The sequence below is a fragment of the Agrobacterium sp. T29 genome, assembly GCF_006970545.1.
GTDB lineage: Bacteria > Pseudomonadota > Alphaproteobacteria > Rhizobiales > Rhizobiaceae > Agrobacterium > Agrobacterium leguminum.
Genome location: NZ_CP040642.1, coordinates 393,526 through 409,174, shown reverse-complemented (window position 1 = coordinate 409,174; position 15,649 = coordinate 393,526). Strand labels below are relative to the sequence as shown.

Sequence of the window (15,649 nt, the reverse complement as noted above, 5' to 3'; positions counted from 1 at the left end):
ACAAATAGTTGTGGGGAGAAGCACATTACTACCAATCTCTGCTTGCTGTCTCTATGGAAAATTTCCCATAATGACAAACGAATCAGTGGGGACTACAGGGAATGAAAAATGCTGCTCCGGAAGCCTTGTTCGTTCCCACCTCTGCAGAGGCGGCGCATGTCCTTCGCGCGGATCTGCGCGGTATACTCGCTCGTGTTGTCGCAGATTCCGGATTGAGCCAGACCCGGACTGCAAAGCTCTGCTCGACCGATCAGCCTACACTTTCTAAAGTATTGTCTGGTCGAACCGACAGCGTGAGCGCCGATCAACTTCTCCGCTGGTTGGTGCAACTGGGCTGCGAGGTCGATGTTAGTATCCGCAATTCGCCGCCTGGATGTTCTGGTTCGATAAGGGCTTCCCTTCATGAATAATTATAGCCCACTAATCACGCAGGCCCCTGTCGCGCAGCGGACTGCGGTGTACCTCGATCATCACGCAACCACTCCCGTCGATCCTAGAGTTGCCGAGGTCGCAGTTCGAATGATGGTCGAGGAATTCGGGAACGCGAACGGCGTGGAAAACGTCCATGGTGAGCATGCAGCGTCTGCGGTGGCGGAGGCAAAAGACAAAGTCGCTCGCCTTTTGCAAGCCGAACCCGATGACGTACATTTCACCTCTGGTTCCACTGAGGCAATTCAGCTCGCGATTTCGCATTCGATCGCGACCCATCGTTCTCCGCTCAAAATTGCAGTAAGCCGGGTTGAGCACAAGGCCGTTATCGATACCGCATTGCGTGCGGAGCGCTTGGGTTTGGCTGCGGTAGCGTGGATTGAAGTTGACGACAAAGCTCGGATCGATCGATCTAGCTATGAGCGCATACTGCAAAATGGCATCGACCTGGTCTGCGTGATGGCCGCAAACAACGAGGTCGGCACTATTTATCCTGTCGAGGAGATCGTTCGAAATGCTCGTGAACACGGAGTGGATGTCCTCATCGATGCTACTCAGGCTGTTGGTCGGATGCAGCTCAATCTGGACGAGTTGAGCGCCGCCTACGTCGTTTTGAGCGGCCATAAGATCTACGGCCCGAAGGGTATAGGTGCTCTCATTTCTCCGATTTTTGAGCGGGCATCGGTCTTTGGTCTCCAGGGTGCTCACCACCCAACACCCAATGTCAGCGGCATCGCAGCTTTGGGCTATGCGTGTGAACTGATGCATGTTGAAGGCGAGGCGGAGAGCAGGCGGCTCTCCCATCTGCGAGATCTGCTGCAGGAGCGCCTTGCCCGTCTAGTCCCCGGGTTGGTAGTGAATGGCGACGAAGCGGCACGGCTACCTCACAACTTACACGTCTCGGCTCCCGGTGCACTAAATGAGATCGTCTTGGGCCGCCTGCGAGGCAAGGTGTCGATTTCGACCGGGTCAGCCTGCAATACTGGTGCGCAGGAGCCGTCACATGTGCTCAGAGCTATGCGGCTGCCGGATTCTCGGATCGAGAGCTGCCTGCGGATAGGATTAGGCCGCACTACGACGGCCAGCGACATTGAACTCGCGGCCATTCAAATAGCTCAAGCTATCAATGACGTTCGTACTGATTTATCTGGAGACATCGATGTTTGATATATCCCCTTCCGAGGGCCAACTAAACTATCGATTTTCCGGTCATGAAACCTTCGCGTGCCGTTACGCTTGGCTGCCGAAGGCGTATCGAGCCATTTCAGCGAACTCCAGCATTTTCTATGACGAAGATGCTGCGATGGTCGAACTGGGAATCGGTAAAAACATGGTTCGGGCATTGCGTTTCTGGGTTGATGCCATGGGCATCGCCCGTCCTACTTCCGAGCGCAAACACGAAATCACGGACCTAGGTCACACTGTATTTGGCACTGACGGCTGCGATCCGTACCTAGAAGATTCAAAGACACTCTGGCTGCTACATTGGAACCTTTCATCGGCTGCCACGCCGGCCCTGTTCGCGTGGCACTATCTGCTGGGTGCCTGGCCTTACGCCGAATTTTCCCGGTCCGAAGCACTGACTGCATTTGCGCGACAGTCTCAACGGCTAGGGCATAGCCACTCAGAGATTACTTTAAGCCAGCACCTGGACGTCTTTCTGCATACGTATCTTTCAGCGCGCGGCTCAAGGTCGGGCTTAGAAGATTCCCTGGACGGACCACTGGTTGAGTTGCAGCTCCTCCAGCAGACCGGAGAGCGGCGTAGCGAGGGTGGCCGTTGGGAGGCCGTATATGCCTTTCGAAAAGAGCCGAAAGATAATATTTCTGACGAGCTTTTTGCTTATGCAGTTTTGGATTACTGGGAGCGGACGTCCCCTGGCGAAAAGACACTACCGATCCGGCAGATACTGTCTGCAGCTGGATCACCTGGGCAGTCTTTCAAACTCCCGGAGGACGACGTCCGCGCGCGGCTTGAACGCCTTTCTCTCGATCCGCGATACGGCTTCACCTACCGTCCGTCAGCCATTCAAGGGCTGTTGACCCGCGAAGGCCCGATCAGGGTAGACGCTCGAGCCATTTATACGAATGAGGCGGACATCAATGGTTAAGCCGAGCGCTGCGACGATCTATGAGATTTTCTCGATCCCTGGCCGATTCCTTCGATCTGTCCAAATCGAGAAGGACTTTTTGGACCCATCGGCCCTGGAGAATTACATCGTCACGCCACCCATGGCAGACGCATTGCTTCAGATATTGGCGAGCGTCCGTGACGGTTCTAAGCGACGTGCATGGCGTATCACCGGCGACTACGGTGTCGGGAAGTCGTCGATGGCGTTGGTGTTGGCTCGCCTGCTGTCCGATCCGACAGCGAAGGATACCAAACAAGTAGCAAAGGCTATTGGTTGGCATCCCGCTGACACCGTTCAACGTTTCGTTCCTATTCTGGTGACAGGCAGTCGAGAGAGTATTCCAACGGCGGTGGCTCGCGCAGTGCGTGAAAGCATGTCCGATTCAGAGTCGAAGGATTTCTTGAACCCCCGCATGGAAGCTGCGTTGGAAGCCTGCGAAACGGCCGGCTCGGTCCGATCGCTGGAACAGCTCGTCTCTGCGATGACCAAGCGCGCGGCGGCCCTGAATCTCGGAGTGCTGCTGATCATCGACGAGTTGGGGAAGCTTCTGGAGCATGCGGCTCTGAATCCCGATCAAGAAGATGTCTTTGCACTGCAACGCCTTGCAGAGTTGGCGGTTCGAAGCAACTCTAGTCCTCTGTTGTTAGTAGGTATCCTGCATCAGGGCTTCCAAGCCTATGCAGAACGGCTCCCACTCACACTGCGGCACGAATGGGACAAGGTCGCTGGACGGTTTGACGAAATAGTTTTCGACCAGCCGCTGGTACATTCGGCCGCTTTGGTTGCCGGCGCATTGGGTGTTGACGACGCCGCACTTCCAACGGCGGTTCAGAACCAAGCGAAATCGGCGCTTGAGTTGGCCCGGCAGGTCGGATGGCTTGGCGGACGCGGGTTCGCGATCGATCCCGCCCGCTTCTACCCGTTGCATCCTAGCCTTCTTCCAATCATGGTGCGCTTCTTCTCTCGTTTCGGGCAGAGCGAAAGATCCCTCTTCGGCTTTCTCTTGTCGAGCGAGCCTCTGGCATTGCAGGCGTTTGCCGTATCAACACAGGTCGGAGACGACTGGTTCGACGCAGCGCGTTTCTACGACTATGTCCGCGCTTCTTTTGGGCACCGCGTGTCGGCCGGAAACTACCAAAGCCAATGGCTTCGTATCGTCGCAACAGTCGATAGCTGTGTCGACATCGATCCATTCGAACTAAAAATTCTAAAAACGGTCGGGCTACTCAATCTCCTGGATGCCGATGATTTGCTTCCGACGTACCGCTCACTGGCCACCTGCTTTTCTGGCCCGGATGATGTAAACGCCGCGATCGATAGTCTTGTGCGCCACGGCCTCTTGTTTGAGCGCGGCGGTTCAGGCGCTTTCCGTCTATGGCCAAGCTCCAGCATAAACCTCACAGCTTCGTTCAATGCTGCGAAGCGAGCCGTTGGTGATATCGAATCTGTATCGCCTGCACTCACCGAGATATTGGACAGCGAGATGGTGCTTGCGCGCCGTCATTATCTCGAAACAGGAACTATGCGGTATTTCGAGCTCCGCTACGTAATTGCTGAGGATGTGGCCAAGGCGGCGAACAAGGCCACGAACGCTGATGGTCTGATCATTGTGGCGCTTGCCGACCAAAAGGATCAGCAGAAAATCGCGAGGGATATCGCCGCCGCTCCGCCGATTGCCGACAATCCCTCCACCTTAGTTGCAGTTCCGTCCCCGGTCTGGCAGCTTGCCTCCTACCTTCGAGACGTTATGGTCTGGCGATGGGTCGAAGCCAATACACCCGACCTGTCGAGCGACGATTTCGCTTCGGCTGAGGTCAAACGTCAGGTCGCACGGACACGCCAAGCACTGCTCGCCCAGTTCGCCGATTTGACGAAAATGGATACTAAATCTGGTATGGAATGGATCTATGCTGGCAAGCCTTTTGAGGCGACCGGCAACCTGCCAAAAATTGTTTCTCAGCTTTGCAACGATCTTTATCCATTAAGCCCGCGTGTTACCAACGAGTTGATCAATCGCAACGTCCTGAGCAGCGCCGCGGCTTCTGCTCGAATGCGACTCATTGAGGGACTGTTCAAGGCGCCGGATATGCCGCTGTTGGGCATTGATCAGCGGAAGGCCCCGCCTGAGAAATCTATGTACCTTTCTGTGCTTCAAAAGGGCGCGGTTCATGTCGCGGATGGCGAGAGCTTCACGCTACAGATTCCACACGCATCCGACGATCCGCTGCATCTAGAGCCCAGCCTCGCTGAAGTCGTCAAAATCATCAAGGCAGGAAAAGGATGTAGGATTGCAATCACGGATATACTCGCCCGATTATCGGGTCGCCCTTACGGCGTGCGTGATGGGCTAGCCCCAATCTTACTAGCGGTTGTGGTGAGAGTGCATGGCCACGAATTAGCCCTTTATGAGAATGGCACATTCCTCCCGAAATTCGGCGCGATGGAGTTCCTGCGCCTTATCAAAGCACCGCAAACATTCGAAATCCAGCATTGCAGCGTCGAAGGCGTACGCTCGAGCGTATTCACGCGTCTGGCGACATTGTTTGCCTCGGGAGTAGAGGGTCGCCAGCCGGTACTGCTGGACGTTGTGACTGAACTCTGCCAGTTCGCCGCAAAGCTACCCGACTACACGCGAAAAGCAAAAGGCTTGTCTCCGACAACGCTCGCAGTCCGCGACGCTCTCCTATCGGCTCGCGAACCAGCAACTCTGCTTTTCGCCGACTTGCCCAATGCGTGCGGCCTACCGATTTTCCGGATCGACGAAGCGGATGAGAGTTCGGTTGAAGAGTTCATCAGCCGTTTCACCGATGCGGTGCAGGAACTTCAAAACACCTATGCGGATCTGATTGCACGCATTGTGAAAAGGACGAGCGAGGCAGCCGGTCAAGATCCGGAGAAGTTCGACCGGATCGCTCTGGCGTCTCGCGGTGCCCGCGTCTCTCTCGCTGCGCGCGAGCCGCGCTTGCGCGCATTTGCTCTTCGGCTGCGAGATCCCGCTTTGCATGACGAAGCTTGGGCGGAATCTTTGGCAAGTTTCGTGGTGGCCAAGCCCCCTGCTCGCTGGATGCCAGGAGATGAAGCGCGATTTACCGAGGAGATTGCAGCGCTCGCCGAGTTGTTCGCAAAAGTGGAAAGCACGGCATTCTCGACATCCGAGGATCGACCTGACGCCGAAGCGATCCGCCTGAACATAACCCGTGGTGACGGGAGAGATCTTGTGCGGGTCCTTCACCCGATCGATCTGGACGCCGCGGATCAAAAAAAGATGGAAACCTTCACGGATTGGCTTCCACAGGGCGATGCCCAACGGATTCAGATCCTTGCAAGCCTCCTATGGCAAGAGCTGTCCCGTACGAAGGAACCTTCCGCGGAAGACACGGACTCCGCCGTTCAGACACCTGCGAGAATGAAGAATGACAACTGATTACGCTTCTCAAATCATCTCGTCATTCGGATCGGACCGGCCACGACATATCTTGAGCCTTTCTGGCGGTAAGGATAGCGCAGCGCTTGCTATTTATTTGCGCGATCGCGTGCCGGATATCGAGTACATATTCCACGATACGGATAAGGAGCTCCCGGAGACGTACGATTATATCGGTCGTCTGGAGGCTATCCTGGGCAAACCAATTGTCCGCACAACACCGACAGATAGCTTCGATCACTGGCTCACCGTTTATCGCGGGATGTTGCCGTCTAACCACCGTCGGTGGTGCACGAAAATGCTGAAGCTAAAGCCATTTGAAACGTATGTCGGCGATGGACCTGTGATAAACTACGTTGGTCTTCGTGCGGACGAGAATCGAACCGGCTACATTAGCACCAAGCCAAACATCTTAGCCGTCTATCCGTTTCAGGACGACGGGCTCGTCCGGGCAGACATAATCGGGATCTTGGAAGATTCAGGTCTCGGCCTTCCGCCCTATATGGATTGGGGACGATCGCGATCTGGGTGCTACTTCTGCTTCTATCAGCAGAAAATCGAATGGGTGCGTTTGCTGGAAACACATCCGACTTATTTCGATCTCGCCATGAAATATGAGGAGCGGGCTGTCCAGTTTGGTGAGCAGTTCTTCTGGTGCCAGAATGAGCCATTGCGGGAACTGGCAAAGCCGGAGCGGGTGGCAAAGATCAAAGCGGATTGGGAGAAGGCACAGGCCAAGAAGAAAGCCAATCGCAAGTCGCTTTCTCTGGTGGAAACACTCGGTGGGCTCGAAGTGGAAGACGACAGTCACTTGCGTGATGGTTGTCTTGTGTGCTCGATCTAGTAGAAATAGTTGCGGCTCGCTACGGAGAGATTGAGTCGCTGATTGAATGATGTTGATGCCATTAAGGGGCCGACGGAATGAATGGGCTGGGGGGCCGATGGGTTCGTTTCTTACGACAGTACGGACCAATCTCGAGAAATGACAATATGTACGACGAGCAGATCCGTCGATCTGCGCGTCGATATGACGTCGACGCCCTAGATTTCGCGCACCCGCTGGAAATCGATCTTTTTGCTGCTGTATCAAAGAGCTCAAAACGCGCTCGCTCCATCATTCTCACCGGCACGGCAGGTGATGGAAAAAGCCGGCTTTGTGGTCGTTTGTGGACCGAGTTAGGGGGAAGCTCAGATGAGTGGACTGCCAATGAGATCTACCAAGAAATTTCTGCTGAAGTCGCCGGCCGCATTCGAACTGTCGGTATCATACGAGACTTAACCGCCCTTCCTGCTCAGGGGACCTATGGAAACTGGGAGGGCAAGAACGCTCTTTTGGAAGAGGTCAACAAGAGCTTTTTCTCGCAAGATCCTGATTGGATATTTGTTGTCGCGGCAAATGACGGACAACTTTTGGACACCTGGCGGAGGGCTTCAGAGGTTCCGCTGTCTAAAGAAAGTTATGATCTCCTCGAGACCTGCTTGGTTGAAGGCAAGCCTGCAAGTCACGGAGACATCGCTTTTTTCAATCTCAGCGCTGTTTCATGCGCGACGATCATCGATTTGACATTGGAGGCGATCATCGCCCATCCCGGCTGGGCGGCCGCCTATGACGAAGCCGAAGCAGATGGCTTCTTTTCGCACGCTTGTCCCATCCGGCGGAATTTTGAGGTTCTGTCGTCACCGCAATTCCGGTCACGTCTGCGCCAGCTGTTTGAATTGATGGACCTCAATGAACTTCATACGCCGATTAGGCGGGTGCTTCTTTTGATTGCCAATATGGTCCTTGGCCATCCGATGGCAAAGGACCGACTGATGTCGCCATCGGATGTCCGCCCGTTCCTACGTGCAGGCAAGGCACATATCGCGGATATTCACCAAAACCTGTTTGGTGCAAATCTGACCTCGGCACGGCGAGAAAGCCTTGAGATCTTCGAGTTTCTCAATCGGTTCGGCATAGGAGATGAGACGACCAACAGGATCGATAACATCCTGGTCTTCGGTGCATCTGATGAAACATTGCGCCCCTACTACGATAGCCTGGTTGTGAACGCTTTTTCTCCCCAGGCTCTCGACGATCTATCTGCCCTGCGCAATGCCTATCTCGAGAGGCCCGACGCAACACAGGAAGGCGAGCATCCATTCCTGAGCAGTCTGCAGGCTCAGCGCCGCGCAATATTTTTCCAAATCCGCGATGATCAATCCGAAGACCTAAGACTTTGGGATCTGACTGTGTTTCGCCACGCCGGTGAATTTCTCCGAGAGGTGGTGGCACCACTTCGGGATGTCGGGAAAACAAACCGGTCGATAACGGCGCGTCTCGTGAATGGTCTGAACAGAATTTTCACCGGTATGCTTGTGACGACAGACCGTGAGCTACTGATCGCCGCGGGCCTCTCTGGATCGGCCGCAGGGCTTAGCCAGATTTTGATAGAGCGCATCAGCGTCGCGCCCAGACGACATGAACGCATCGAGCTCAGGAATGGGACCTTACCCACATTGGTCGTTCAGATTGATGCGGGGACCGAAATCGCTCTGGAGCTCAACCTTGTTCGATATGAATTCCTGATGCGCGTCGCCGGTGGCGCACTCCCCGGTAGCTTTTCCAAAGAATGTCACGAGGACATTCTCGCGTTCAAAAGCGCCATCCTAGCGGCGTTCTCTCGGTCGCGCCCGGCGGAAGAAACGAACGATCTCAGCTTCAGGATTCTCGGCCTTAATGGCGAAGGTGAACCGGTGGATGATGTAATCGAGGTGAATTGTGCTTGAGACACTCCCACCACCACCGCGCAATGATCATCCGCAAAACGACATGTGGATCGACGAACAGATTTGGGGACATCGCCTATGGGACGCGACAACGCCCTGGTTGATTTTCCTCGAGTTTCTAGGCGTTGCGGAAGCAAAGGACAGAGACCAGACGCTTCTCGACGACCAGGGCAAGCCCTATCCTCTCAAATTCAAGCCGGCCCAAAGGATGTATATCCGAAACATCCTCTACAATAATGAACCAATGCTGCGGATCGCCGACGAAAAGCTTGCCGACAGCGCTTCGTGGGATAAGTGGTTGTCGGCGATTGCCAATCGTGCGCAGGGCGTTCCTCTGCGTGACTTCTCTTATCTTCGCAAACGGTTCAATTCATTTGCGGATTTCGTAGCGCTGGTTTCAATGCTGCGGGGTACGACTATCGAGAATGGACCGAACAAGCGGTGGTCATCTCGATTTGTATTTCCATTTGGCCGGCACGCCCTTTATGAAGATTTGAGCCTAACGGCCTCTCGCGAATACATCAATTTCGGGCTTCCAGGCGAGCTTGTCTATCAGATGCTGTGCCGTTCTTCCCACGCGGCGGAGCTGGCGCCAGAGATCGCGAAAATGCTGGATGGAGATCCATGCGATCGCCTCTTGCAAATCATGGAGCCGGATTACGACGAAGACCGGTCAACACGGGGCAACAGCTACCTACCCTATGCGCGACATGATACGTTTGATGATCTGGCGCGGGACTGGCTGTCTTTGTTGAAGGGCCCGCTGCCGCGATTCGACAGCTATCCGCACTTGGCAGCGTTGACGGCCCTGCATTTGCTGCGGTATCAGCTGGTGGTGGCCGCTGCACATTGTTTCGCCGCGAAACCGCACTTCATTTGCGAGATTATTGCCCCTAAAAGGACGCCGGTCCGCGAACTGTCGATTTCAAATTTCCAGCTTAACGACACGCTGCCATCACGTGCAGTGGATGCCTATATCGACGCGATCGGTCGGAGCGATGAGTGGGAACGCCGGCGTCAAGGTGAAACGCCGTTTCCTGATTGCAGACGGTTGCTGATCGACATCGTTCGATGGCCCGAGGACGACGAATATAGCGGACAGCCGGACGTAGCCGAACTGCTAACGGATCTCAAAAGAGCTGCACAGGCACGTCATCGCAAACATGTCGCAGCTGTTCATCGCTCATACGGCGCCGGCGCTGGACTGGTTTCTCGACGGGGAACCAGTCAGCTACGCTACGCACCGACGGACGCCTTGCTGAAATCACTGATACTCGCGAATGTAGAGACCCGCATGGATTATAGCGAGTTCCTAGACCTCCTTTACCGCAGGTACGGACTTGTCATCGGCGAACGTGAGGCTGTGCAGGTCTTATCCGACGACGAATTTGATCGGAAGTCCTTCCAGATGAACTCTGCCCGTCTAGAGAGACGGCTGAGAACGCTTGGTATGTTGCGCCGTCTTTCGGACGCGTGCGCCTATGTGGAAAACCCGCTTTCGGTCAGGATGTAACGGCGATGGACATTCACGAGCTGATTGGGAAAGTTGCGTGTTCCATTTTAAAGGAGGAGCTGGGCGATGCGAGTGGAGAGGCCGGCACAGCAAGATTTCTTCTGGACGGCCTGAGTATTCCGCAAACCCTTGCCGTTAGCCGTTCTGTTCTTGCCGATCCATTCTTAAGCGAAGCCGTCGAGATCAAATTGCCACGCGGTCTTTTCGAAGGTCATGCGTTACCGGATGCGATCCTGACCGACCGCAATGCAACCTTCTATCGCAGCGCAGATTGTGACAAAGCAGCCTTCCTGATCACGAATGCAAGTGCAGACGAAGGACAAGCTGAAGACATGTCCCTCCATGAGGTGACGCCGATCGGTGCCGCGCAACTCATTGAGCGGCTATCGGCATGGGTCCTGGCGGCAAGTGCCGGTCTTGCTTTGACCGAAGATGCGAAGGCTTGGTGGGAGCGATCTCTAGCGGGGCTCAGTCAAGTTGGATCGGTGGCGCTTGAGCGCTTCGCCCGCTACGTTGTAGCTACGCGCGAGGCAGTCATCGATGAAGGCTATCCGATCATCGAAGCGCTTGGATACGCGCTTCCCGCACTGCAACTTCCTCGCGATCCGGCAGCTTTTGCTGGAATCAAAGACAAATCGCGGCGCCATGCTTCAGTTTGGAAGCGAGAATTCATCGGGTTACGGCGCAAGAGACATCCCTACTTGCTCAAGCAGAACCCAAACCAAATCGTTATCTCCGAAACCGAATTGCGCGATGCCTTCGAAAAAGCGCGCGATGTAATTCCCGAAAACATCCATCCCGTGGTCGCACTTTTCATCGAAAGTCGCCCTGCGTGGAACTCCAGTTCGGAGGCTCTGGCGAACTGCCTTTGGGAGCACGTAAAGCCCCTTTTTGAAGGACTGGCACGAGAGAAGACCAACCTTGGTCAAGACACTCAGCGCTTCTATGCAGAAGGACCCGAAGATCTCCTATCGAAGGAGGATGATGAGTATTTGGAGCTTCTGGCACGGCGAAAAACAACAGGCAGCCCAGATCCGGAAGATATCGAATTTTATGAAAGCCACCGCGACGAAATTAGGGAGGACCGCAAACTTAAGTCCTCCTGGGACAAATTCATCTATGGCCGACCGCTCGAAACCGAGGACTTCCTGACCGGTCTGGCAATGGTGATGGACACGCTAAACGCACGCGCGATGGTCGGCGTTGAGCGAAAGCTCACCATCAGATGCGACAGTCTGACCAAACGAGACCTCCGCAGCCTGAACACTGAAGCGGGCCTTTTCTTCTCGCTGCGATATGCCGGTTTGCAGAAGCTGTTAGGCGCTGGCGTGCAGATCGAGTTCGGATCACTGATGGACTATCCCGCTGTATTGCGTGGATGGCAGGATGCAAAAGACAAGTCTGCGGTAAATCGATCGACCGCCAAGGCGGCAATGCAACTACGGTTCCAGCTAGAGCTCGAGACCACCGACTTTGAAGGTGGCACATCGACCGCCTCCGCACAGCTCATTTGGAAGTATCGGCCCGATGTTATCTCGTCACAATTGACCGATGACTGGGACCGTCTGTGCGAGCACGCTTTCGTCGCACTTCGCTGCGGACGGGAACCAGGAATGGCAGGTCGCCGACCAGGCTCAATCGACCTTTCGGACGTGAAGACGCTCGTCCCGGCCTATGATCGTGATCGCGGATCACTCATTCCGACCTACAGGCGCGAGCGAGATTTGCGCCTACTCTGGCGAGCTAATCTCAAAACAGCGCTCGAAAACAATCTCATCGACGCAGCCGCCTCAACGAAGATATCCACCGGCTTCGATGCCTTTTGCGAACGCTACCAGACCGCAATCCGGTCATTCCGCGTTGACGGTGCATCCAATCTTTTATGTCGCGACCAGGCGACGAGCTATGCAGAGCTGCTGGATCTCGTTCGGTTGCTGGCGCCGGGCGATCGCAACAAGGATTTACTGCTACGGCCCCTGTTGGAGCTGGGCCAAGCTCCCGTTGGGGATGGGGCAGCCGCCGCGATCGTCGCACCGTGGCACCCGCTGAGGCTCGCGGCGATTTGGCGAAAAGCCCACCTTGTCCGCGAAGTCGTCCGTAAAGTCATTGATCTGCCGGCGGGTCTGGAAGGCGATACAAAGCTCTTCTTTAGAGATCTCTCGGAAGACATGCGGCACGTCTTTTACCCCGAAGTGGTCGTCTCCTGGAGCGGCCACCGGCCGGAGCTCCTTTCGCTTGCCGATCATCAGGGCGACTACTCGCTTCATGAACGACCAGTCCTTGATGGCGCCGGTGGCGGCGAAACGAATGATGATGCAAGAGCCGGAACCAACACGCTCCTCGATCTGACCGATCGCTATCTGAAACTGCACCCGCATGAACGCGCGAATATGTCGCTTGTCCTCTACAACTGCGATTCCGCGCGCCTTCCACAGCAGTTGGTCGATGGCTTAGGCGATCTGAACGATGAGGAGGATATGAGGTGCCAGGTGATGCTGCGTCACACCGACGGCACCCGGCTTCGAGATATCTATCGATCAATTCTGACAAGCACCAGCGGCTCAGCCGAAGTCCTGGCGCCCTCCGAGATCACGCAGGATTTCATGGCAAGGCTGCGGATCAGTGTGATCGCAGATCAGGCACCCCCGCCAGATCCACGCGACGGGCGTCCCTACGACATTGTCTTCAGCCAAGATGTCATTTCCAGGCACGCATCGGTCGAATGGTACCGCGAGACTGCCGATCCTGCAGACATCGCGACCTTGCTACCGGCGCGGTGGTCGCGCCGCCGGCCCGGCGCGATGGACGACCTGAAATCGAGCGTTTATCTTTGTTCGCCGGTTCAAAGTCGGGAAGGTTGGGCCTTCCTGTCTGCAATCACAGCGTTTCTGAAAGAAGAAGAAAACCTGCAGGACGGAAAACGGCTGCTGCCCGTTCGACAGCTTGATTTTCGAGACGATCGCACAGCGCGAATTTTCGAAGAGACGCACGATCTGGGTGCTTGGGTCGTAAACTACGACGAATTGCTGGATCGTCGCCAACTGCAAAATCAAAGCGTTCGCGTCATACGATATAAGCAGTCCGCGACCCAGGGCCGCAACGTCGTGATCTCGTCACGCGCCCCTTTGACGCTCCTTCGCGCGATGGTGAGACGTCGATTGGAAGAGCTTCAGCTTGACCTATCACCTTCGCAGATCGACGCACTGGCGGACCGCTTCATCGGCGATGCAAACGATATTTCCGGTGATATCGTTCTGCGAGCGGCAAAGCGAGGCGAGGCAGCAGGCGAGCTCATCGGCGTCGTCCTGAGCCGGTTCCTTGCTCGGCAATCTCTCGATGAAAATCGATTAGTCGGTTGGTACTTCCTGGACGATTACGCAAGCTGGCTTGGTGCTCGAGAGGAAACGCAGGCGGATATCCTGGCGCTCTCTCCTGCTCTCGACGCTGACGGACACCTCAGCTTGCGGATTATCGTGACGGAGGCAAAGTATGTAGACGCTGTTTCCTTTGCGTCGAAACGCAAGGAATCAGAGAAGCAGCTTCGTGATACGATGCGCCGCATTATCGACGCTATGGCTGAACCTGACCGGCTTGATCGCGAGTCGTGGCTTTCTCGCCTTGGTGATCTTCTTCTCGACGGCATTCAGATCCCAGCGGCGAGCAATGTGCCTCTCGTGGAATGGCGCCGGCGGGTTCGAGAGGGCGCCGCCCGGATCGAAGTCGTTGGCCTAAGTCATGTCTTTGTGCCGACTGCCCTCGATGGGACAAATATCACCGATTTCAGTGAGGTAAGTGGAGCGCCAGCCAGCCGCCAAATGATATTTGGTCGCGCGGAGCTAAAAACACTGATCACAGCGTATATAGAGAATTCAAAGGTTGATCGGTTCCTGACATCGATAGATCCGATCTACGGGAGGGTGCCAGCGCCGCACATGCCAGGGGCAACCGTCGATGCGACCGCGAAGGCGGCCCCCTCGCCGGTACAGACAAAATCTGATCCTGTCATCGGCGATGGAGGGCATCATGCTGAGCCACCGACACCTGCTGACGAGCCGCCCATCCCAAAATCGCTTGAGCCGGAGTTAGCGGGCGCGCCATCTTCAGTGCGCACTGTAGACGAAATCGTGGCGCGCCATCTCGACACCAGCCCAAGACAAACGGAAGCAGACGACGAGTGGCTAGCGAACACCGCGATGATGGCCCGCAGCGCGCTCCAACAGCTTGGGCTGCAGGCTAAGCTGATCGACCAAAAGCTCACGCCCAACGCTGCAATTTTGCGGTTTAGCGGAAGTGCAAACCTGACGGTCGAACAGGTGCTTAAGCGCCGGTCGGAGCTTTTGACGACACATCGGCTTGATATTATCTCGGTGCGACCGGAGCCGGGTGCCATCGCGATTTACGTCGCGCGTAATCAGCGCCAAGTCGTGCAAATTCAAAGTCTCTGGAGCCGTTGGAAACCAGTTGTTTCGCCGACCGGAAATCAGGATCTTGTTGTCGGCGTCAGAGAGGATGACAACGAGCTCTTTGTTCTTTCGCCGAGCCAACGACATGCACCGCACACGTTGATCGCTGGCAGCACTGGCTCTGGAAAATCGGTGTTGATGCAGTCGATCATCCTGGGCATTGCCGCCACAAACGATCCATGTCACGCAAAGATCGTACTCATCGACCCGAAGCAAGGTGTCGATTACTTCGCTTTCGACTCCCTACCCCACCTAGAAGGCGGCATTATCGACCAACAGGAGAACGCTGTCGACCAGCTGGAGCATATGGTCCTCGAGATGGATCGACGCTACCGACTGTTTAAGGAAGCGCGAGTTTCAAACATCACCGCGTACAATGCTAAAGCCACGCCAGGGGAGGTGCTACCTACTTACTGGATCATCCATGACGAATTTGCGGAATGGATGCTGACAGACGATTACCGCGCTGCCGTGACCTCAACTGTTGGCAGACTGGGCGTGAAAGCGAGAGCCGCGGGCATTCATCTCATTTTCGCGGCTCAACGACCTGAAGCAAACGTGATGCCGATGCAGCTGAGGTCGCAGCTAGGAAACAGGCTTATTTTGCGTGTCGACTCTGAAGGAACCTCTGAAATCGCCCTTGGAGAAAAAGGTGCCGAGCGGCTGTTGGGGAAAGGTCACATGATAGTTCGTGCAGAGGGAGAACAGGGCCTAATTTATGCACAGGTTCCGTTTGCGTCCGAGCATTTCATCACTGACGTCGTCAACTCCATTATGTTGCAATCAGTCAGCTGATGCTGTCGGAATAAGGGAACGTTGTTTCTAATGTACGTGCATAGCGGCAAGTTGAGCAACGAGGTTCCCCAGCAGTCACGAAGCTCGTACTTGCAGCAGAGCGCCTTTCGTTGGCAATCATGGCCAAT

8 protein-coding genes are annotated in these 15,649 nt (G+C 55.4%); all 8 read left to right on the top strand.

The features are described from left to right. The first annotated feature begins 101 nt into the window (after positions 1–101). The 8 genes from FGF54_RS26920 to FGF54_RS26885 all read left to right on the top strand — a co-directional run bounded on the left by FGF54_RS26920 (position 102) and on the right by FGF54_RS26885 (position 15,521). Positions 102–410 (top strand): XRE family transcriptional regulator, encoded by a 309-nt coding sequence (locus FGF54_RS26920; RefSeq protein ID WP_142781938.1) that lies wholly within the window; start codon positions 102–104, stop codon positions 408–410. After that, positions 403–1,596: a cysteine desulfurase family protein gene (locus tag FGF54_RS26915; RefSeq protein ID WP_142781937.1), complete on the top strand. Its 1,194-nt coding sequence runs from the start codon at positions 403–405 to the stop codon at positions 1,594–1,596. The genes FGF54_RS26920 and FGF54_RS26915 overlap by 8 nt, the downstream gene beginning before the upstream one ends. After that, positions 1,589–2,539, top strand: a complete 951-nt coding sequence (locus FGF54_RS26910; protein ID WP_142781936.1) for a DUF4007 family protein — start codon at positions 1,589–1,591, stop codon at positions 2,537–2,539. The genes FGF54_RS26915 and FGF54_RS26910 overlap by 8 nt, the downstream gene beginning before the upstream one ends. Next, complete coding sequence (locus FGF54_RS26905; protein ID WP_142781935.1) at positions 2,532–5,984, top strand: ATP-binding protein; 3,453 nt, start codon at positions 2,532–2,534, stop codon at positions 5,982–5,984. The genes FGF54_RS26910 and FGF54_RS26905 overlap by 8 nt, the downstream gene beginning before the upstream one ends. Beyond that, the gene (locus FGF54_RS26900) at positions 5,974–6,828 is read left to right on the top strand and encodes a phosphoadenosine phosphosulfate reductase family protein (protein ID WP_142781934.1); all 855 of its coding nucleotides are present in this window, start codon (positions 5,974–5,976) and stop codon (positions 6,826–6,828) included. The genes FGF54_RS26905 and FGF54_RS26900 overlap by 11 nt, the downstream gene beginning before the upstream one ends. 146 nt (positions 6,829–6,974) lie before the next feature. Next, positions 6,975–8,750 carry a hypothetical protein gene (locus tag FGF54_RS26895; RefSeq protein WP_246667056.1) on the top strand — a complete coding sequence of 592 codons (1,776 nt, stop codon included), beginning with the start codon at positions 6,975–6,977 and terminating at the stop codon, positions 8,748–8,750. A gap of 43 nt (positions 8,751–8,793) precedes the next feature. Beyond that, positions 8,794–10,263 (top strand): hypothetical protein, encoded by a 1,470-nt coding sequence (locus tag FGF54_RS26890; RefSeq protein ID WP_246667055.1) that lies wholly within the window; start codon positions 8,794–8,796, stop codon positions 10,261–10,263. A gap of 5 nt (positions 10,264–10,268) precedes the next feature. Further along, positions 10,269–15,521, top strand: coding sequence for an FtsK/SpoIIIE domain-containing protein (locus FGF54_RS26885; protein ID WP_142781931.1), 5,253 nt, complete (start codon positions 10,269–10,271; stop codon positions 15,519–15,521). The last annotated feature ends 128 nt before the right edge of the window (positions 15,522–15,649 follow it).